The sequence below is a fragment of the Mucilaginibacter sp. FW306-07-L genome, from assembly GCF_058782065.1.
On the sequence record NZ_JBYSXI010000001.1, the window covers coordinates 37,054 to 58,611 of the forward strand.

Below are 21,558 nucleotides of genomic sequence, written 5' to 3' on the forward strand. Positions count from 1 at the left end.
GTTATTCATATATTAATGGCATAATCACAATTAAAAAATACGATGCTATCACTACAACATATTTCAAAATACTACCAAACGGGCGGCAACAAAACCTTTGTACTGAATGATCTGAGCCTGGATATTGACCAGGGCGAATTTGTGTCTATCATGGGGCCGTCAGGCTCGGGCAAATCAACGCTGCTCAACATCATTGGTATGCTTGATGAGCCAACCAACGGCTATCATTACTTTATGGAGCAGCCGGTACACCAGTTAAAGGAAAAGCAGCGCTCGGCTTTGTACAAGCAATACATCGGCTTTGTGTTCCAGGCTTACCATCTGATTGATGAACTTAACGTTTACGAGAACATTGAAACGCCGCTTATTTACCAGAACATAAAAGGTGCGGAGCGCAAAGCCCTGGTGGCTGATATGCTGGACAGGTTTAATATTGTGGGTAAAAAGGATTTGTTCCCGGCGCAGCTATCAGGCGGGCAGCAGCAACTGGTGGGCATTGCCCGTGCGCTGATAGGCAAACCCAAACTGCTTTTGGCCGATGAGCCTACTGGTAACCTCAACTCTAAGCAAGGTGAAGAAATTATGGAGCTGTTCCGCAAGATAAATAAGGAAGATGGCGTAACCGTTATACAGGTAACCCACTCCGAAAAAAATGCCGAGTATGGCTCGCGCATCATCAACCTGCTGGATGGCAGGATAGAATCAACAACAACACTCTGATATTCCATGCGATACTTTTTATATATTACAGTAATGGTCTTGGTTTTAGCAGGCAGTACGGCAAACGCGCAACAGGCTGATACCGTTTACAGTTTGCAGCAATGCCTTGATATTGCCGTACGCAACAATCTCGATGTTAAAAAAAGTGAGCTGGAGATGGAGCGTCAGCGCATTTACTGGAAACAAGCCCGGCTAAACCTTTTGCCAACCATTAACGGCAGTGTTGACCACTCCCTTAACAGCGGGCGTAGCCAGAATGCGGATCTTACCTACGTTAACGCGCAGATCACCAACGCGAATTATAACCTGAACAGTAACCTGGTGCTTTTTGATGGTTTAGCGATGTTCAGCAGCATTAAGCAAACTGCACTGGCTTACCAGGCCGGGCAGATGGATTTTCAGGCAGCGAAAAACAGCATCAGTTTAAATGTGATAACCACCTATCTGGCCATGCTTAATAATGAGGACCAGGTAACGCAGGCTGAAAATCAGGTGCAGGTATCACAACAGCAATCAGACAGGTTAGCCGTGCTCAATCGTGATGGTAACGTTACGCCGGCGGAGTTTTATAATTTAAAAGGACAGTTAGCAAGCGATCAACTATCGCTTATTGCGGCGAAAAATAACCTGATTGCCTCCCGGCTTAATTTGCTTGAGCTGATGAATATACCTTTTAGTAAAAATATAAAATTTGAACGCCTGAGCGCTGATGAACTGCCTGCAGCCTATAAAACCACCCAGGATGATGTTTATAATACCGCGCTGAAGGATTTGGCGCAGGTTAGAGCAACGGAATTGCGGGTGCAAAGTTCTGAAAAAGCGGTTAAGGCGGCCAAGGGCCGGATTTTCCCGACAGTGAGCCTGTATTCAGGTGTGTTCACCCAGTATTCAAGCGGATCGGCAGGTAGCTATACTACCCAGTTCCGTAATAACTATAACACATCGTTTGGCTTGAATTTGTCTATCCCTTTTTTAAATGGATTTAAGCGCAGAAACGATATAGCGCTTGCTAAGATAAACCTGCAGGAATCGCAATATGTTGATTATACCACCAAGGTAAAGCTCAAACAGAACGTTGAGCAGGCCTATGCGAACATGACGCTGGCCATGGAACGCTATAAAATTCAGTCGGACCAGGTGGCGGCCTATGCGGAGTCTTTCCGTACTACCGAGATCAGGTTCAATGCCGGCGCTGTTACCTCAGTTGAATTTGTAATTGCCAAAGGTAACCTCGACCGCTCGCGCACCAATCTCATCGTAGCGCGGTACGATTATTTTATCCGTACCAAGATACTGGACTATTACCAAAACCGCCTTTCATTTAACTAAACATCCTCAGCCTTACAACTACCTTAAAGCCTTTGCTATATGTAGCAGGGCTTTTTGTTTTTTTATCACTAATCAGACAACAAAACCTAACCTTTTCCTCAAAAAATCAGTTTAAAGGGGTATAGCCTACCGGTAGTGATCGCGGTGTGCTGTTAACTATTGATTGGTATATGAAAAAACTGGTACTCCTAAGTGGTATTTTAATGTTGATGATGGCGGCCTGCAAAAAAGATCCGGCCAATTTTAGCGGGTACGAACATATATTCGCATCTGTTGATAGTTATCAGCCATTGGTTAAGGGGAGTTACTGGGTATATGCCGAAACGGCAGGCTCATCATCAGACACCATAACCAAAACACTTAACGGCAATACCATAACCGTAAACGGATTGGTGTATTATGAAGCCAACGTGGTATCTGAGTTTAACGGCAGCTCAAAGGAATATTATTACTCCGACGGGCATAGCTATTATACTCGCAAGCCTGAAGAATTGTTAAATGCGGATCAGGCCAACTTTTATTACTTGGTAGATACCGCTAAGGTAAATACCGGCTGGAGCGGCAGGCTTACCACCAGCGGTATGATAAACGGGCAGGAAGTAACCCAGCTTGGTTACATGAAAAGCCGTGATACCACACGCAAAGTAGAAGGTAAGGATTACAGTAAAGTAGTGAGCGCCGGCTTATCGGTATCGGCTAAACTGGCTGATGGCAGCTACGCCTTGTTATATACCTACAATAATTACCTGGTTAAGGGCATAGGCCTCATACAAACCGATGTGCAGCAAGGCAACAATTTAATCAGTAGTACAACCCTGGTGAGGTATTATATACCTGAGATTCCGGAAAAGTAAATCAAACAACCTTACGCCTGATTTTGTAATTTAGTATCCGCAAAAACGGGTACTTCCATTATGCTTCAAAAGCTAACTATAAACAATTACGCGCTGATTGATAACCTGGAGATCAGCTTTGATAAAGGCCTCAACATCTTAACGGGCGAAACCGGTGCCGGTAAATCCATCATATTGGGTGGTTTGTCGCTTATATTGGGGCAGCGTGCCGAAAGCCGTTATTTTTTTAATCAACAAAAAAAGTGCATCATTGAAGGCCAGTTTAAGGTGGACAGCCTGGAGATACAGGGCTTTTTTAATGATAACGACCTGGACTATGAGGCTGAAACCGTGCTTCGCCGCGAAATATCCGCGGATGGCAAATCCCGTGCTTTTGTAAATGATACGCCTGTAAACCTGGCTACTTTAAAACAGTTAGGCGAAAAGCTGATCGATATACACTCGCAGCATGCCACACTCGAAATTAACGACCCCGCCTTTCAGTTAATGGTAGTTGACGCGGTTGCCGGTAATGCCGCGCAACTGGAGGCTTATCAAACTAAATTTAAACAGTACCGTGCCGAAACCGCGCGACTTAAACAACTGGTTGAGGACAGTGAGAAAGCCAAAGCCGACCTGGATTATTACCAGTTTCAGTTTGATGAACTGGAAAAGGCAGGCCTTGCCGCCGATGAGCAGGAGTTGCTGGAAACAGAACTGTATGCCCTTAACAACGCCGAAGAGATAAAGCGCAACCTGCTGGGCGCTAACTACTTGTTGCAGGATGGCGAAGCGGCGGCATTAGCGCAGCTAAAAGAGGCCGGCCAGCAATTATCGGCTTTAGAAAAATTCAACCCGGAAATAGCGGAACTGCACACCCGTTTAAATAGCACTGTTATTGAATTAAGGGATATTGCCGCCGAGATTGAAAACCTGGAGCAGCGCACCTTTACCAATGAGGCACGCGCTACAGAAGTAAATGAGCGGTTGAGTATTATCTATAATCTGCAAAAAAAGCACCGTGTAAATACCAATGCCGAATTATTGCAATTGCAGGATGACCTGTCGGACAAGATACAGCAGGCCATGTTTAGTGATGATGTTATTGAAAAATTGCAAAAGGAGATAGCAGCTTTAAAAAAGGAGTTGGAAACGCAGGCAAGCCAGCTATCAGCCAGGCGGATAAAGGCTATACCCGCTATTGAAAAACATGTGATAGATACCCTTGCTGAAATGGGCATGGGTAATTCGGTACTAAAAATAGAGCTGACTACCGCTACCGATTTTACTAAAACGGGTATTGATAACGTTCGCTTCCTGTTTTCGGCCAATAAAGGCCACACGCCGGGCGAAATGAGTAAGGTAGCATCAGGCGGTGAGCTTTCAAGGGTGATGTTGAGCATTAAATCGCTGGTAGCGCAATACACCGCCTTGCCAAGCATTATTTTTGATGAGATAGATACCGGGGTGTCCGGCGAGGTAGCCAATAAGGTAGGCCAGATCATGGAGCGATTGGCGGCCAACCTGCAGGTAATTACCATTACTCACCTGCCTCAAATTGCCAGCAAAGGCCAGCGACACTTTTTTGTGTATAAGGATCAGCAGGGCGACATTACCTATAGCCGCATAAAAACATTGGCGGAGCAGGAGCGGGTACTTGAAATAGCCAAAATGCTAAGCGGCGATAAGCCCGGCGAAAGCGCCCTGCAAAACGCGAGGGAGTTGCTTTCCTTGTAGTTTGCAGATAGCAGTTGCTGGTTTGCAGTTGGTTTGCTCAAGTAAAGTGCACTGAAAACTGCTAACCGTCCACTGCCTACTGCTAACCGCCCACTACAAACTGTTAACTGAAGCACACCGTCAACTGAAAAAATAATTATAACTTTACCCCGATTATAAAAAACTCATATAATGGCTTATAATTTATTAAAAGGTAAAAAAGGGATAATATTTGGTGCCCTTAACGAGCAATCAATAGCCTGGAAGGTAGCACAACGCGCCGTACAGGAAGGTGCCGAAATAGTATTGAGCAACGCGCCGATAGCTTTGCGCATGGGCGAATTGAATAAATTGGCTGAAGAGTGCAACGCGCCGGTTATTGCTGCCGACGTTACCAGCAACCAGGACATTGAAAACCTGCTTACCAAAACTCAGGAGCATTTTAACGGTGGTGTCGATTTTATATTGCACTCTATAGGTATGAGCGTTAACGTACGCAAAAGCATTCCTTATCCTGAAAATAATTACGATTATACCTTTAAAGGGTTTGATATATCAGCCCTGAGCCTGCACCGCATTTTGCAGGAAGCCATGAAAAAGGACGTGATCAACGAGTGGGGATCGGTAGTGGCATTGAGCTATATAGCCGCGCAGCGTTATTTCCCGGGTTATAATGATATGGCCGATAACAAAGCCGTGTTAGAGAGCATTGCCCGTAATTTTGGTTACGAGTATGGCATGAAAAAGAATGTGCGCGTAAACACCATCTCGCAATCACCAACCCGCACAACAGCAGGTTCGGGAGTTAAAGGTTTTGATGGATTTATTGAGTTTGCCGAAAAGATGAGTCCGCTGGGTAATGCCAATGCCGACCAGTGTGCGGATTATGTAGTAACCCTCTTCTCTGACCTTACCCGCATGGTAACCATGCAAAACCTGTTTCACGATGGTGGTTTTTCATACACCGGCGTAACGCAGGCCGTTATCGATCAGATGGGTAAATAAGCTTTTTAAAATATATTTAAAACAGCAAAGGAGGCATTAACGCCTCCTTTGCTGTTTATATTAACTTGTTGGAGGACTGCCCCTGAAAGCATCGAGCTTTTCTATGCGTTCCAGCTTAACCGGCTTGCCTGTTTTAGCCGATTCATAAATGGCTTCTAATACCTTGTGGTCCTGCAAGCCCTCTTCGCCGGGGGTATAAGGTATTTTATTATCCATAACACATTCCGAGAAATGGTCAATCTCCAATGCGAATTGATTTTTTTCACCCTTAGATGGATTTTGTTTCATTTCTATATCGCCCTGTGTTTGCGAAGCTTCCATTTTTAAGCCGTGGTAACTAAAAGCCGGGTCGAGCCCAAACCAACCACCGTTATCGGCATAGCAGCGGTAGTGTTTTGAATCGTGCACGCCATAGCTGCACAAGTTATTGGCCACAGCACCGCTCGGAAAAAACATTTGAAACATTACGGTTTCTTCCACCTCTTTAAACCGCGCATCATTTGGGGTACTGTACATGCTGGCTAATACGGTATGCGGTTCTTCTCCCAGCAAAAAGCGGTTGGTGTTGCTGCAATACAAACCAATATCAGGCAATGAGCCGCCACCGGCCAACTTTTTATCCAAACGCCATTGCGGCGGCGCGCCCGAGTTTTGTACGTTGACTGAATTGATCACCTTAACCTGTCCGAACTTTTTATCACGTGTCCATTGCATAGCCAGGCGGTTGTGCGGTTCGTATTGTATTCGGTAGGCGATCATCAGTTTTTTACCTGCTTTTTTACAGGCGTCTATCATCTCCTGCGCCTCGGCTGATGAGTTAGCCATCGGCTTTTCGCACAATACATGTTTAGCGGCTTTGGCTGCCCGTATCGTGTATTCCTTATGCATGGAGTTGGGCAATACAATGTACACCGCGTCAATCTCCGGGTTTTTGCTTATGCTGTCGTAATTTTGATAGTTGTAGATATTCTTTTCGGCAATACCATATTGGGCGGCCACTTTTTTGGCTTTATCCGGAGTACCGCTTACCAGCGCTACTACTTTTGAGTATTTACATTCGGCAAAGGCAGGCAGTAATTCGGCCAGTGTTAAGTTTCCTAAACCAACCAGTGCGTAGCCAATCCGTTTTGCCGGCGGCGATATGGCAGGCCATTCGGTTTGCTTTTCGCTTGGCGCGTGGATGGGAGGTAGTTCCACCTTTATAGCATCTGACGTTTTTTTGCCGGTTACACCTGCCGGTGTTTGCGCGTCAGCCTCGTTGGTTAACGAGGTGCCTATAATGCCTGATGCTATGATGGTTTTACCGGCATTCTCTAAAAAGCGTCGCCGGTTGTAGCCTGTTCCTTCTATTGGTTCGTTTTTATTTTCCATATAATATATAAATCAATAATTAATATTATTAACTACATAACATTGTGGCTTTATTTAGGTTTGATAATCCGAACTAATAATCAGCACTTAAAGAAGCATTTATTGCGTAGTATCTACATTATTCAAAGCATATTTGTAATACATTATTACTTACATTCGTATATATGCACTCGTTTGATTTCAGCTTTGTAAAGGTTACATTTTTTGATGTGTTGGATGTGTTGCTGGTAGCCTTTATTATATACCAGTTATATAACCTGATACGCGGAACCATAGCGGCCAATATTTTTATTGGTTTAGCCTTGGTTTGCGCCCTGTACTTTGTGGTGCGTGCGCTAAACATGCAATTGCTTACCGGCATATTAGGTAACTTTATGAATGTGGGCATTATTGCCGTAGTGGTGGTGTTTCAGCAGGAAATACGGCGCTTTTTATTGCTGGTAGGTAAAAACGCTTCGTTACAGCGTAACCGGGCATGGTGGCAATATTTTTTTGGAAAGAACACGGTTGAAAAGAACAACTACATCCGCATTAAACCTATTATTGATGCCTGCAAAAGCATGAAACAATCGCGTACGGGCGCGTTGATCGTGATCGTAAAAATATATGATGAGCAGTTTTACCAGAACAGTTGCGAAATGATGGATGCCCGCATCTCCAAACGTTTGCTGGAGAGCATCTTTCAAAAGCATAGTCCGCTGCATGATGGGGCGGTAATTATATCTGAGAACAAGATAAAATCGGCCAGTTGTATTTTACCGCTTACGGAAAAAAGTGATCTGCCGGCGCAATTTGGTTTGCGCCACCGTGCCGGTATCGGTGTTACCGAGGCCAATGAAGCAACGGCGGTCATCGTATCTGAAGAAACCGGCGAAATATCCTACGCCAAACAGGGCCGCGTAAAAATGAACATCAGCTTTGCCGAGCTGGAAAAATTGCTGAATAAGGATTTTTAAATTTTTGATAATGAAGGGTTGTTGGTTTTTGATCTTATTGGTAGCGCTTTCCGGGTTAAAAGCCTCGGCTCAATGTGCTATAGATAAAGTATGATAACCAACAACTCCTGGCGTACAACCGTGCATCATTCCCGGTACATCGGTAGTGCGCCAAGTTATTTTTTCGCGCCGGGCGGCGACACTATTGCTAACTGGAATGTGCTTCGTAAACCTATTGACATTAAACAAATGCCCGAAAAGGCTTTGGTTTATAGAAAAAAGGTAGAAGATTCAATAATTAAATATTCGGGAAAGCCTTTCTTTAACGATTTGAAATTTATAAGCGTTGAGGTTGTTTACCCTGATCGGGCTGAACACTTCAGGCAGCACGGTCGTGGGGATATTTTACAAATGTATACTGCCACTTATTTATACACTTACAGGATGGAGGTAGATAGCCTTGCCTTTGTTGATTTTGAGTTTCCGGTTAACGCCAATGGCGGATTGATAGATAAAATGTTTATACCATCAAAAACAATATACGAGCCGGTAGTTAAAAAGATAGACTATTGCCAACTGATAAAAATAGCCGGTAATAAAGTAAAAGACATTTTCCCGATCAGGTACATTTCGTTTCAATATAATATTGAACAAAGGAAGTTTGAATGGGTTGTAGTTCAGGGATCAATAGGCAACCACTCAGCAGTAGGAGATTACAGCGTGAACAAAGTATCGATAGATGCGGCAAATCTTTCCAAAGCAGATGCAGGCGTTGTAATTTATAATGTAACTAACGACATTGTTAATGTTCCACCAATAAATACTACGGAGTAACCCTTCCCATACCCACCGTATCCGGGTTAATGATTTGCACCTTTTTTACCGGCATATTATAACCTGTAATTTTTGTGCCTTTGCCGTTAACAGGTGTTTTGCTATTAAAGCCCTGTATTTTTTTTACAGGCATACGGCTGTATACAACAAGGTCATTATTAGTCACCCCGAATTGCATGGCAACTATGTCACTTGGTTGTGATGAGGTTTTATTTGTATCGATCGGGGCAATTTTACTTTTATCCGAATTATTTGATGGGTTTGGCTGCGGTAAAACGATGTGCTGCGCGTGCGCATAACCAAATGCCAAAGAAAGCAGGGTAATAAAAGCAGGTTTTTTCATGATAATAAGTCGGTTTAAAAATAAAAAAGGGTTGCCTGTATATTACATGACAACCCTTTAGACCTAATGTTGCAAATAAGGTTTAATTATTTAGCATCGTTTATTGCTTTAATAGCATCATCAGCAGCTTTTACTGACGCGTCATCTTTTAATTCGGTACGTTTAGTTTTAATACCGGTTATGGTAGTAATTACAAAAGGCGCGATACCGTATTTTTTATATTTAACGCCCATGTCTTTCAGCACCTCAATACCCTGCTGTGCGTAAGACGGGTTTTTAACGCGCCCGGCCAGGTCAGCAAATTTTTGCGCAGAGTCGAATTGAGACTGTACACCCATCTCTTTGTATTTGCTATATACATAAGGCCATTCCGCATCGCCACCGAAGGCCGAATACACGTTAATAATAGCGGTTGAAACCGACCCTTTGCTGTCTTTCTCTAAGTGGTACTTTGCGATTTTTAAAGCATCTTCGGGTGATATTTGTGCTAAAGCGTTAAGTGATGCACCTTGTACCGCATACGATTGAGTTAGAAGACCATCGCTGTAAATTTTCACCAACCCTGATGCCTTTAGTTTACCCAATACGGTAATGGCAGCAGCTTTAACATTATTATTCTTATCGTTACGAGCAATATCCATCAGGATTGGCTGGGCGGCATTGCGCACTTCATCATTAGCCATGTTAACAGCTTTGATGGCTTTAATACGCAGGCCATAGTACTTATCCTTCAGGGCAGCAATGATAATTTTCTGCGCGTTTTTGTCGCCTTGTGCAGGCATGGCAGCTTCAATAGCCTCAAAGCGGTCAAGGTATAAAGGCGCGTTAGCGTACTGGAATGCAAACTCCTCTAATGTTTTTTTATCGGTCTTTTTAGTCGGCACCACTTTATCGCCGTCCACATTTACCAGGCTTGGTTTTGAGGCAACTTTAAAGGTTAAGGTATCGGCTTTATTGCGCAGCCATACCTGGTGGCGTTCTTTTTTACCGCCTGCATAAACATCAACCGCTACAGGTAAAATAAAGGCATCGCCCTCCTGGGTTTGATTTACGTAAACAGTTTGGGTTTTGCTGCCCTCATCCCATTTATAAGTAATATCAAGCACGGGGTGGCCGGCATTGAAGTACCACTCGTTAAAAAACCAGTTCAGGTCGCGGCCGCTGGCTTCTTCAAGGGCAAGGCGCAGTTGGTGCGCTTCGCCGTTCTTAAAGGCGTTTGTTTTCAGGTAAATGCCCAAGCCTTTATAAAAAGCATCCTCGCCTAAATAGTTACGCAGGTAGTTTAATATAGTACCGCCTTTTTGGTAGGTAACTACATCAAACACATCCTCTTTATCATGATAATGAAAGCGTACCAGGTTTTTGTTTTTAGCATCGGCATTGCGCAGGTAGCTTTGCAGGTCGTCATAAATATGCGCGCCGCCCTCATCTTTGCCATATTTGTACTCAGCCCACATGGTTTCGCTAAAGTCGGCGAATGACTCATTTACTGTAAGGTTGCTCCAGCTTTCGGCGGTAACATAATCGCCAAACCACTGGTGAAACAACTCGTGTACTATAGTGCTGCGGCCACCATCGTAACCGGCATCCATCAGCTCGCGCGGAGTGCCTTGTATATATTCGCCGTGCAGGGTAGCACTGGTGTTCTCCATCGCGCCGCTCACGTAATCACGCACAACAATCTGCGCGTATTTATTCCACGGGTAATCAACGCCTAATTTTTTGGAGTAGAATTCCATGGCCTCCGGCGTAAAGCCGAAAATCTCCTTAGCGTAAGGCGCGTACTTTGGCTCCAGGTAATAGTTAACCTCTTTGTCGCGCCATTTATCTTTATAGATCTTGAAATCACCCACGGCCATCATAAACAGATATGGCGAGTGCGGCAACTCCATCTTCCAGGTATCGGTGCGGGTGCCGTCGGCATTGTTTTTTTGCGTGGCTAAACGTCCGTTTGACAGGGTAACGTACTTGGCCGGTACCGTCATGGTGATCTCCTGGGTAGTTTTTTGGTTCGGCTTATCTATAGTAGGGAACCATGCTGATGATGATTCCGTTTCACCTTGTGTCCAGATCTGGGTTGGCTTATCCTTCTCTGTGCCGTCAGGATTAATAAAGTATAAACCCTTAGCATCGCTGATGGCTGCACTGCCTTGGGCTTTCAGTTCATTAGGTTTAGCGGTATAGTCCAGGTATACAATATAAGTTTCGTTATTACAATAAACCTTATCCAGCTTAATGGCCAGCGATAAGCTGTCATAAGTAAATTTCAACGGCACATTTTTGCCGTTTTTAACAACCGAAATGTTTTTGATGTCCATCCCTTTCGCATCCAGTCGCAGGCTGTCGGTAGGGTAAAAGTGAGGTTTCAGGGTGATCCACTCTTTGCCGTATAAGTAACGTTTTTTATAATCAAAACGCACGTCGAGCTTGGTGTGTACCAGGTCGTTCACCTTGGCAACCGTTTCGCGGTAAATTTTAAGATTAGGGTCATCAGCCGGTTTTTGCTGAGCCACGGCCGGTACAATGCAGGCAGCCATTAGGAGAGCTTCTGCAATCAGCATTTTTTTCATGTTAATGAGGTTGTTATAACGCAAATTTATAATATTAATATAGCCCTGCAATCATTTAATTATTTATGATTGGCTACGGTTAGTAACACCTAAGATGCCCCGAATAGCTAAAATGTTACACGCGCAATAAACCGTTTGGCTATATTTACTTTTAAGTTTACCTAACCGGTTAATAAACAAGGTTTGCAGCATTGCATACTTATTATCTATAAACCAATATATGAAAACAAACCGCAAGATTCTATCACTCCTGCTGGCCGGTACGCTGCTGGCCTCAACATCATCGGCACAAATAAAAAAAGGATATACAAGCCTGTTTGACGGCAAAACCCTTAACGGCTGGAAACGCCTTGCCGGTACTGCCGACTATAAGGTGGTTGACGGAGCCATACAAGGAACCACGGTAACCGGCAGCGGCAACACATTTTTAGTTACTGAAAAAGAGTACGGCGATTTTATACTGGAGCTGGATGCCAAACTGGAAAATGCCATCAGCAACTCGGGTGTGCAAACCCGCAGCCACTTTGATGCCGCGGCAAACAATGGTAAAGGCAAGGTATATGGCCGCCAGTGCGAGTTCGACCCATCGCCAAGGGCATGGGCGGGTGGTATTTATGATGAGGGCCGGCGCGACTGGCTCTATCCGATGGACCTGAACGCGAAAGCGAAAGGCGCTTTTAAGGTAGGCGAATACAATCACATCAAAATAGAATGTATAGGGAACCAGATGAAAACCTGGGTAAACGGTGTGCCGATGGCATACGTAGTTGATACGATGGATGCCAAAGGCTTTATCGGCTTGCAGGTACACGCCGTAAGTAAGCCTGAAGAAGCGGACAAAAAAATATGGTTTAAAAATATCCAGATAAAAACTACCGGGTTGAAACAGGAGCCGTTTGATAAAGGCATTTATGTAGTAAACCTGATGCCAAACAACATCAGCAATTATGAAAGGCAAAATGGCTGGCAACTGTTGTTTGATGGTAAAACGAACAAGGGCTGGCACAGTGCTCGCGGTACGGCTTTCCCGGCAAAAGGCTGGAACATTAGTAATGGATTGATCACGGTAGAACCATCAAACGGTGCCGAATCAACCAATGGTGGCGACATCGTTACGGATGCGCAATACAAGGCCTTCGACCTGTCTTTTGAGTTCAGGTTGACCGAAGGGGCTAACAGCGGTGTAAAATATTTTGTTACGCTGGATGAAAAAACACAGGGCTCGGCCATTGGCCTGGAGTACCAGGTGCTGGATGATGAACGCCACCCTGACGCCAAACTGGGCAGGGACGGCAACCGTACGCTGGCATCATTGTATGATTTAATGACGGCCAAAAAGCAACCCCGTTTTATCCATCCTATTGGTAAATGGAACATCGGCAGGGTAGTGGTATATCCTAATAACCATGTGGAGCATTACCTGAACGGGGTAAAAGTGCTGGAGTACGATCGCGGTTCAAAGGAGTTTAAGGATCTGGTAGCGATCAGCAAATATAAGGTATGGCCAAACTTTGGGGAGGCACCGCAAGGGCACATCCTGCTGCAGGATCATGGCAATGCCGTTAGCTTTCGCAATATTAAACTCCGTAACCTGTAATTTGGATAAAGGGATTGTTAGTTCATCAAAAGCTAACAATCCCTTTACTTACCGGGTATAGCTTTGCACCTTTATTATGAAGTATTCTACCCTAAAACTATTAGTTGGCTTAATAGCCCCGTTATTATTTGCTGCCGCTGCCGCATTTGCGCAAACCGCTGCTATAAACAAGGCGCACAGCCATAATGATTATAAGCAGAGCATCCCTTTTTTACAGGCTTACTATGCGCAGGCCGGTTCTATCGAAGCCGATGTTTTTTACCTGAACAACAAATTATACGTGGCCCACGAGCGTAAGGAAATTGAGGATGGCCGTACGCTTACCGAACTTTACCTGAAGCCGCTTGCCGCGCTGTTCCGCAAAAACGGCAGCCGCCCTTATGCTGATTCAACCCTGCACTTGCAACTGGTGGTTGATATTAAGGAAGATAAAGCGCATGTTATACCAGCGCTTATCAAGGAGCTTGAACCCTACAAGGATGTTTTTCAATCGAACAGCAAAAGCACCGTAAAAATAGTGTTGAGTGGCGATATGCCTGCCCCTGATGAGTTTGATCAATACCCAACTTATATTTATTTTGACGGCAGGCCAAGCATTAATTATACAAATGCGCAGCTAAAACACGTGGCCATGATCAGCGACGATTTGGGCAACTATACCGAATGGAACGGCAAAGGCGTACTCACCAGGTCTGATTCAGTTAAGCTGACTACATTGATCAATAATGCCCATAGCAAGAATAAACCGTTCCGCTTTTGGGCAACGCAGGATAGCCCCAACACCTGGATCCAGTTACAAAAGCTGGGTGCCGACTGGATCAACACCGATCATCCGCAGCAACTGCACGATTTTCTGGCCAACCGTCACAAGCTGGAATTTATTAATCCGAAACCTCATCCTGTTTACACGCCAACCTATAAAACAGACGGCCTGAAAAAGCCGGTTAAAAACATCATCCTGCTTATTGGCGATGGTATGGGTTTGGCACAAATACAGGCCGGGCTTACGGCAAACCACGGGCAGTTAAATTTGCTGCAATGCCGGTACAGCGGTTTCTCGCAAACGCTTGCCGCCAATTCCGACAATACCGACTCAGCAGCCGGGGCAACGGCCATGGCTACCGGGCAAAAAACCAATAACCGGTATATCAGTGTCAATCCGCAGGGTAAAAATTTAATCCGGCTGCCGGATACGCTGGCAGGTAAAAAAATAAAAACCGGCATCATCAGTTGTGCCGATATTACCGATGCCACGCCCGCCGCTTTTTACGCGCATAATACCGAGCGCAGTAATTCAACCGCCATCGCGGCCGATTTGCTGGCCAGCCATGTTGATGTGCTGATAGGTTCAAACCAAAAAAGCTTTTTTAATAATCCGGATGCCGGACTGATGCAGAAGCTGAAAGCAAAGGGTTATACCGTTGATACCACCCTTGCCGCTTTGCAACAACAACAGCAGGGTAAACAACTGGTGCTGTTAAATGATGCCGAAACCAGGCCGGTAATTAAAGGCCGTGGCGATATGCTAAGCCAATCCCTCAAGCAAACCATCCGGTTACTATCCACCAATAAAAGCGGCTTTTTTATTATGGCCGAGGGCGCGCAGATTGACCATGGCGGCCATGCCAACGATCTGCCGTTTTTAGTTACCGAAATGCTCGACTTTGACCGCACCGTTGGCGAAGCCCTAAAATTTGCCGACCAAAATGGCGAAACATTGGTTATTATTACTGCCGACCATGAAACCGGCGGCCTGAGCCTGCTTGATGCCTCAACTGCTGAAGGGCATGTGCTGGGCAACTTTAGCACGAACGATCATACCAGCATCAACGTGCCGGTATTTGCTTACGGGCCAAACGCCGGCGAGTTTATCGGCACCTATCAAAACACAGAGATATTTAAAAAGATAGTGAAGTTGCTGCTAAAGTAAAACTATAGCAATAGGCATTGCGGATGCTCGTTTTGGAGTTTTTAAGTGGCCGGGCTTTTACTTTCCGGGGTGTAACTTACCAACTCCATTCTGTCAATCTCCACATCAAAAGCGGATGCTGTGGCATAAATAATACCTATACCTTTGGCGAGGTAAATCTCATTCGCACTGTATGATACCCAATCATTATCAAAGCTTACCTCAAGCTTTATACGGGTATGCACCACGTCGTCATAAACCTTGCCGCGAACGGTTTTACTGATGCCTTTTTCGAGCAGCTCAACATTAAAGCGCGCGTTAACAGTTTGGCCTTCGCTTATATAGGTAAATGTTTGCAGATAGCTTTCACCAATGTTTTTACGGTCGTTATAAATTGGCATAATGGAGTTTAGGCCTAATGCAGCAACCTCAGCTTGTTGAGCGTAAATGCCGTTGTTATAACCAATATATCCGCTAACGGCGCCGGCGGAACTGGTGGTTGTGCCCTCGTAATAAACCAGTCCGTCTATTTTTTTTGATTTGCCGTTTAATATGGTGGTACGGGTATCTTCCGTAACAAAATCGCCAACGCCTATGGTGGCGTGATATACCCATTTGGCACCTGCACCAAAAGGCTGATAAGTTGCGTTGGCAGCCCCGCCGGGAATATTTACATTGTTAGGTGTATCCGGAAAATCATCAACACCTTTTTTACAACCGGCGAATATTAAACTAAAGGCGATAAGGATCAGGTAAGCTTTTTTCATGTATGTGTTAAAGTTGGCGCTAACTTACAAAAAAGCCGTGCAATGCACATAAGTATTATTATAACACCGTCATTATGTATCATAAAAGGATGAATTATAACGATATAGACATTTATTAATATCATCATAACACAAAATTTAGCTGATTTTAAAAGCAGTAAGCGCTATTTGAGCCCGCGCTGTAACAGCCTGAACAAAATAGTTAAAAAGCATTTGACAGTGTTTGAATAAAACGTATCTTTGCAGTCCCGAATTTTACGGGTAGAATAAACGTTTAATTAATTTAATTTTAAGCAAGTGAATACGTTAAGTTACAAAACTGTCTCAGCCAACAAAAAAACCGTTAACAAGGAGTGGGTTGTTGTTGACGCGGAAGGCGAGATTTTGGGGCGCTTGTCTTCTAAGATCGCTATGATCATCAGAGGAAAAAACAAGCCAAGCTTTACCCCAAACGTAGACTGCGGTGATAACGTTATTGTTATTAATGCAGACAAGGTAAAACTGACCGGGAACAAATTTGCCGATAAGCAATATGTTTCTTACACCGGTTATCCGGGTGGTCAGCGTTTCATTTCTCCTAAGGAGTTAATGGCAAAACATCCTGAGCGCGTAATTGAAAAAGCCGTTCGTGGTATGTTACCTAAAAGTCGTTTGGGCAAGGCCTTATTTGGGAATCTGCATGTTTATGCAGGCACCCAGCATCCGCACGCCGCTCAAAACCCTAAAACCATTTAACTTTTAATTTTCTAAAGGAGAAAAGCAATGCCAACAACTAACACTTCAGGCAGAAGAAAAACCGCAGTTGCCCGCATCTATTTAAGCGAAGGCAATGGCAACATTACCGTTAACGGTAAAGATTACAAAGAGTACTTCCCAACATTGCCGCTACAATACATCGTTAACCAATCATCAGAGGTTGCGGGTGTAGCTGGCCAGTACGATGTTAAGGTAAACGTAGCAGGTGGTGGTGTTAAAGGACAGGCCGAGGCCGTTCGTTTAGCTATCGCTAAAGCTATTGTTGAGCTTGACGCTGAAAAGAAACCGGCATTACGCGCTAAAGGTTTAATGACACGTGATGACCGTATGGTTGAGCGTAAAAAACCAGGCCGCCGTAAAGCGAGAAGAAGATTTCAATTCAGTAAACGTTAATATTTTAAGGAGGACTCAACAATGGCAAGAACAACATATCAGGATTTACTGGATGCAGGTGTACACTTTGGTCACCTTACCCGCAAATGGGATCCGAAAATGGCTCAGTACATTTTCATGGAGCGTAACGGTATCCACATTATCGATTTAAATAAAACTTTGGCAAAAGTTGAAGAAGCAGCTTCAGCCATCAAACAAATTGTAAAATCAGGACGTAAAGTTTTGTTTGTTGCTACCAAGAAACAAGCAAAAGACATCGTTGCTGAGCAGGCAAAAACAGTAAACATGCCTTTCGTAACCGAGCGTTGGTTAGGTGGTATGTTAACTAACTTTGCTACCGTACGCAAGTCGATCAAAAAGATGTCAAACATCGATAAACTGACTAAAGACGGTACTTACAGCATCCTTTCTAAAAAAGAAAGACTGATGATCCAGCGTGAGCGTATTAAACTGGAAAGCTTATTAGGCGGTATTGCCGACCTGAACCGCTTACCGGCTGCGTTGTTCCTGATTGATGTTAAGAAAGAGCACATCGCTGTTTCTGAGGCGTTGAAACTGAACATCCCAACCTTCGCGATGGTTGATACTAACTCTGATCCTTCAAACATCGATTTCCCTATCCCGGCGAATGATGATGCTACAAAATCAATCTCTTTGATCACTTCTATCATCATCAAAGCTATTGAAGAAGGTTTAGACGAGCGCAAGCGCGAGAAAGAAGACGAAGCTGAAAAAGAAGCAGCAGTTGCTAAAGCGAAAGCTGACAGCCCTGAGGCTGCTGCCGAAGGTGGTAAAAGAACTCGTAAAGTTACAGCCGAGGCTGAAACTGAAACCGAAGCTCCATCTGCCGAAGCGACCCCTTCAACTGAAGAATAATATTGAGTAAACAAAATGGTAATGAACAACAGGCATCGCCCTGCTGTTCATTATTTGTTACTCACCAAGCAAACAAAAAACTTTAAAAAATATGTCTACAGTACAAATATCTGCCGCCGACGTAAACAGACTGCGCCAGCAAACCGGTGCCGGTATGATGGATTGCAAAAAAGCTTTAACTGAAACCAATGGTGATTTTGAAGCCGCAATTGACTATTTAAGAAAAAAAGGTGCTAAAGTAGCAGCAAGCCGTCAGGACCGTGAGTCTAACGAAGGTGTTGTTATCGCTCGCGCCTCTGCCGATGGCAAAAAAGGTATCATCATCGAGCTTAACTGCGAAACTGATTTCGTGGCTAAAAACGCTGAATTTATCGCTTTTGCTAACGCTATCGCGAATGCCGCTGTTGAAAAAACTCCGGCTTCAATTGATGAGTTGTACAAACTTGAAATTGATACCGAAACTTCGCGTATCTCTATCGGCGAAGCCATTACTGACAGAACCGGTAAAATTGGTGAGAAGATTGGTGTATCAAAATACGAAGTTATTGAAGGCGAGAAAGTAATTGGTTACATCCACGGTAACTTCCGTTTAGGTGTATTGGTTGCTTTAAGCGCTAACGCTGAAGGTGCTGATGAAGCAGGCAGAGACGTGGCTATGCAAATTGCTGCCATGAACCCAGTTGCTATTGATAAAGATGGTGTTGACGCTACTACTATTGAGCGTGAATTAGCTATCGCTAAAGAGCAAATTCGTGCTGAAGGCAAACCTGAAGAAATGGTTGAGAAAATAGCCTCTGGTAAACTGAACAAATTCTACAAAGATTCAACCTTGTTGAACCAGGAGTTTGTTAAAGACCCATCAAAAAATATTTCACAGTTTTTAGCAACTGTTGAAAAAGGCCTTACCGTAACCGCCTTTAAGCGAGTTGCTTTAGGAGCTTAATTTTATTATCCCCCTCGTTTAAACGAGGGGGATTTTTTTTGCGATCATATTTTTTAACTACCTTATGCCGAACCTGTTTCGGCTCTTTAATGTATAATGGTCACCGCTTTACATAACCTCAGGCTGATAACTGACGGAACAATAGTTTCGGGCAAGGCTATTTTAATTGAGGGTAAAGTAATTAAAGCCGTTATAGATGCCGGGCAAATTCCTGCCGGTGTTAAAAGCATAGATCTTAATGGAGATTATATAGCTCCAGGACTTATCGACCTGCAAATTTACGGTGCCGGTACCAAACTCTTTGGCGGAAACCCGTCTGTTGAGGCCTTGGCCGAAATGGAGCAGGTGCTGCTACAACAAGGCACTACCGGTTTTTTGGCTACCATAGCTACCAATAGCGATGAGGTGGTGCTGCAAGGTATTGATGCCGCGAAAAAATATCAACCGCAGGCTAAAGGCAACTTTTTAGGCCTGCACCTCGAAGGGCCATACCTTAACCCCAAACGTAAAGGCGCGCATCCCGAACAATTTATTAAAAAAGCTGTACTAAGCGAACTTAAAAGCTGGGTGGAGCTTGGCGAGGGCGTTATTAAAATGATAACTATTGCGCCCGAATTACAGGATGATGAAGTGATGGCCTACCTGGCATCGCAAAATATCATTATCTCCGCGGGGCATACGGATGCTACGTATCAGCAGGCTTCAACTTTTTTTAATAACCCGGTAACGGCGGCAACGCACCTGTTCAACGCCATGCCGCAAATGCACCACCGTGAGCCGGGCATTATTCCCGCCATATTTGAGCAAAAGCCATACACCAGTATTGTGGCTGATGGCATTCATGTAAGCTTCCCGATGATTGCCCTGGCAAAGCGTGAGCTTGGCGACAAACTTTTTTTTATCACCGATGCCGTTACCATCGCCAGCGAGGGCGCTTATCAGCATCAGCTTAAAGGCGACCGCTATGTAATGCCTGACGGCACCTTATCCGGCTCGGCATTAACCATGCTTAAAGCGGTAGAGAACGGGGTGAAACAAGTGGGCATCAGCCTTGCTGAAGCTATAAATATGGCATCGCTTTACCCGGCGCAACTGGCATCGTTATCTAACAAAGGTAAAATTGAAGCAGGCTATTTTGCCGATTTGCTGATTTTTAATGATAGTTTTACGGTCGCAACTACCTTTTTGCAGGGTGAGGAGGTGTACAAGCCTGAACCAATAAACAGAAACTAACTGACAACACTATAACACATATCTGATGAAATACAAAAGGATCTTACTAAAACTTAGCGGCGAATCGCTGATGGGCGAAAGGCAGTATGGTATTGATAACAACCGTGTGCAGCAATACGCGCAGGATATTAAAACCGTATTTGATGCCGGTATTGAGGTTGCTATAGTAATTGGCGGCGGCAACATTTTTAGGGGATTGAGTGCCGAAAAATCAGGTATGGAACGTGCCCAGGCTGATTATATGGGTATGCTGGCAACGGTAATTAACTGTATGGCCATGCAAAGCGCCCTTGAAGATATAGGTATTGATACCCGCCTGCAATCAGCCATAAAAATGGAGCAGATCTGCGAGCCTTACATCCGCCGTCGCGCCATGACGCATTTACAAACCGGTAAGATCGTGATATTTGGTGCCGGTACCGGTAACCCATATTTTACTACAGATACAGCAGCCTCACTACGCGCTATCGAAATAAAAGCCGATGTGGTAATGAAAGGTACCCGTGTGGATGGTATTTATACTGCCGACCCGGAGAAAGACCCCAGCGCTACCCGTTTTGACGAGATCAGCTTTCAGGAAGTGTATGACAAGGGCCTGAACGTAATGGATATGACGGCTATAACTTTATGTAAAGAGAACAAGCTGCCGATTGTGGTGTTTGACATGAACAAGGAAGGCAACTTTATGAAACTGGCCCAGGGCGAACACGTAGGGACTATTGTAAAGTAGCAAGCGTTTAGTTAACACGGTAAGTAACAGAAATTGCAGCTTGCCCTGAAATGACCTTACTCGGAACAGATGTTTTTATTATTTTTGTTGAAAATTTATAAAAATGAGCGAACTCATTAAAAAACAGGTAAACGATGCAAAGGCTTTAATGGAAAAAGCCATTGACCATACCGATAGCGAGCTTTTAAAGATACGTGCTGGCAAAGCTAACCCATCAATGCTGGATGATGTTACTGTTGATTACTACGGTACACCAACCCCGTTAAGCCAGGTAGGTAACGTAAACACGCCCGACGCGCGTACCATTGTGGTACAGCCTTGGGAAAAATCATTACTGAACGCTATTGAAAAAGCGATTAAAGAAGCCAACCTTGGTGTAAACCCAACTAATGATGGTGTAATTATCCGTATCAACGTACCGCCGCTTACTGAGGAGCGCCGTCGTGATCTGGTTAAGAAAGCCAAAGGCGAGGTTGAAAGCGGTAAGGTCGCTATCCGTAACATCCGTAAAGATGCCAACGAAAAGATAAAGAAACTGAAGGCCGAAGGCGTATCAGAAGATGAGATAAAAACAGGCGAAGCTGAAGTGCAGAAACTGACCGATAGCTATATAGCTAAGTGCGATGTGCTTTCAGAAGCTAAGGAAAAAGATATAATGACGGTTTAATAACCAACCTAATGTCAAATTAAAGGGAGTG

General features: G+C 44.4%; 20 protein-coding genes. 16 read left to right on the forward strand and 4 right to left on the reverse strand.

All coding sequences use genetic code 11. From position 1 onward, the window contains the following. The first annotated feature begins 42 nt into the window (after positions 1-42). The 5 genes from AC3WJC_RS00120 (at position 43) to AC3WJC_RS00140 (ending at position 5,603) form a co-directional block, all read left to right on the forward strand. Complete coding sequence (locus tag AC3WJC_RS00120; protein WP_492397032.1) at positions 43-720, forward strand: ABC transporter ATP-binding protein; 678 nt, start codon at positions 43-45, stop codon at positions 718-720. 33 nt (positions 721-753) lie between these two features. Further along, a complete protein-coding gene (locus AC3WJC_RS00125; protein ID WP_492397033.1) occupies positions 754-2,049 on the forward strand; it encodes a TolC family protein in 1,296 nt (431 codons plus the stop codon). 170 nt (positions 2,050-2,219) lie between these two features. Next, on the forward strand, positions 2,220-2,903 hold the full coding sequence (locus tag AC3WJC_RS00130) for a hypothetical protein (RefSeq protein WP_492397034.1): 684 nt from the start codon (positions 2,220-2,222) through the stop codon (positions 2,901-2,903). Positions 2,904-2,963: 60 nt separating this feature from the next. Continuing rightward, positions 2,964-4,619, forward strand: coding sequence for a DNA repair protein RecN (gene recN / locus AC3WJC_RS00135; RefSeq protein WP_492397035.1), 1,656 nt, complete (start codon positions 2,964-2,966; stop codon positions 4,617-4,619). Between the two features lie 171 nt (positions 4,620-4,790). After that, entirely contained in the window at positions 4,791-5,603 is an 813-nt protein-coding gene (locus tag AC3WJC_RS00140) for an enoyl-ACP reductase FabI (RefSeq protein WP_492397036.1), read from the forward strand. Positions 5,604-5,663: 60 nt separating this feature from the next. Here AC3WJC_RS00140 and AC3WJC_RS00145 read toward each other — a convergent pair whose 3' ends face one another. Beyond that, a complete protein-coding gene (locus AC3WJC_RS00145; protein ID WP_492397037.1) occupies positions 5,664-6,974 on the reverse strand; it encodes a Gfo/Idh/MocA family protein in 1,311 nt (436 codons plus the stop codon). Positions 6,975-7,138: 164 nt separating this feature from the next. On the opposite strand from AC3WJC_RS00145, the gene cdaA reads away from it, so the two are divergent. Together cdaA and AC3WJC_RS00155 are read left to right on the forward strand one after the other, a co-directional pair. Beyond that, positions 7,139-7,930 carry a diadenylate cyclase CdaA gene (gene cdaA, locus AC3WJC_RS00150; protein WP_492397038.1) on the forward strand — a complete coding sequence of 264 codons (792 nt, stop codon included), beginning with the start codon at positions 7,139-7,141 and terminating at the stop codon, positions 7,928-7,930. A gap of 90 nt (positions 7,931-8,020) precedes the next feature. After that, on the forward strand, positions 8,021-8,743 hold the full coding sequence (locus AC3WJC_RS00155; protein ID WP_492397039.1) for a hypothetical protein: 723 nt from the start codon (positions 8,021-8,023) through the stop codon (positions 8,741-8,743). Here AC3WJC_RS00155 and AC3WJC_RS00160 read toward each other — a convergent pair. Then, a complete protein-coding gene (locus tag AC3WJC_RS00160) occupies positions 8,733-9,086 on the reverse strand; it encodes a hypothetical protein (protein WP_492397040.1) in 354 nt (117 codons plus the stop codon). The genes AC3WJC_RS00155 and AC3WJC_RS00160 overlap by 11 nt on opposite strands. 86 nt (positions 9,087-9,172) lie before the next feature. Continuing rightward, a complete protein-coding gene (locus tag AC3WJC_RS00165) occupies positions 9,173-11,656 on the reverse strand; it encodes a M1 family aminopeptidase (protein WP_492397041.1) in 2,484 nt (827 codons plus the stop codon). Positions 11,657-11,876: 220 nt separating this feature from the next. On the opposite strand from AC3WJC_RS00165, the gene AC3WJC_RS00170 reads away from it, so the two are divergent. Both AC3WJC_RS00170 and AC3WJC_RS00175 read left to right on the forward strand, forming a co-directional pair. Further along, positions 11,877-13,253, forward strand: a complete 1,377-nt coding sequence (locus AC3WJC_RS00170) for a 3-keto-disaccharide hydrolase (RefSeq protein WP_492397042.1) — start codon at positions 11,877-11,879, stop codon at positions 13,251-13,253. Between the two features lie 76 nt (positions 13,254-13,329). Beyond that, the gene (locus tag AC3WJC_RS00175) at positions 13,330-15,183 is read left to right on the forward strand and encodes an alkaline phosphatase (RefSeq protein ID WP_492397043.1); all 1,854 of its coding nucleotides are present in this window, start codon (positions 13,330-13,332) and stop codon (positions 15,181-15,183) included. A gap of 41 nt (positions 15,184-15,224) precedes the next feature. Here AC3WJC_RS00175 and AC3WJC_RS00180 read toward each other — a convergent pair whose 3' ends face one another. Beyond that, positions 15,225-15,929: a hypothetical protein gene (locus AC3WJC_RS00180; protein WP_492397044.1), complete on the reverse strand. Its 705-nt coding sequence runs from the start codon at positions 15,927-15,929 to the stop codon at positions 15,225-15,227. Between the two features lie 297 nt (positions 15,930-16,226). Between AC3WJC_RS00180 and rplM the strand changes: the two genes are divergently transcribed. The 7 genes from rplM (at position 16,227) to frr (ending at position 21,527) form a co-directional block, all read left to right on the forward strand. Then, positions 16,227-16,664 (forward strand): 50S ribosomal protein L13, encoded by a 438-nt coding sequence (gene rplM, locus AC3WJC_RS00185; protein ID WP_492397045.1) that lies wholly within the window; start codon positions 16,227-16,229, stop codon positions 16,662-16,664. 27 nt (positions 16,665-16,691) lie between these two features. Continuing rightward, complete coding sequence (gene rpsI / locus AC3WJC_RS00190) at positions 16,692-17,078, forward strand: 30S ribosomal protein S9 (protein WP_194100816.1); 387 nt, start codon at positions 16,692-16,694, stop codon at positions 17,076-17,078. 21 nt (positions 17,079-17,099) lie between these two features. Continuing rightward, positions 17,100-17,954, forward strand: coding sequence for a 30S ribosomal protein S2 (rpsB, locus tag AC3WJC_RS00195; RefSeq protein WP_492397046.1), 855 nt, complete (start codon positions 17,100-17,102; stop codon positions 17,952-17,954). A gap of 91 nt (positions 17,955-18,045) precedes the next feature. Then, positions 18,046-18,897, forward strand: coding sequence for a translation elongation factor Ts (tsf, locus tag AC3WJC_RS00200; RefSeq protein WP_492397047.1), 852 nt, complete (start codon positions 18,046-18,048; stop codon positions 18,895-18,897). A 96-nt stretch (positions 18,898-18,993) separates the two neighbouring features. Continuing rightward, positions 18,994-20,130 (forward strand): N-acetylglucosamine-6-phosphate deacetylase, encoded by a 1,137-nt coding sequence (gene nagA / locus AC3WJC_RS00205; RefSeq protein WP_492397048.1) that lies wholly within the window; start codon positions 18,994-18,996, stop codon positions 20,128-20,130. 25 nt (positions 20,131-20,155) lie between these two features. Next, entirely contained in the window at positions 20,156-20,860 is a 705-nt protein-coding gene (gene pyrH, locus AC3WJC_RS00210) for a UMP kinase (RefSeq protein WP_492397049.1), read from the forward strand. A gap of 103 nt (positions 20,861-20,963) precedes the next feature. Continuing rightward, the gene (gene frr, locus AC3WJC_RS00215; protein ID WP_492397050.1) at positions 20,964-21,527 is read left to right on the forward strand and encodes a ribosome recycling factor; all 564 of its coding nucleotides are present in this window, start codon (positions 20,964-20,966) and stop codon (positions 21,525-21,527) included. Positions 21,528-21,558 lie beyond the last annotated feature (31 nt).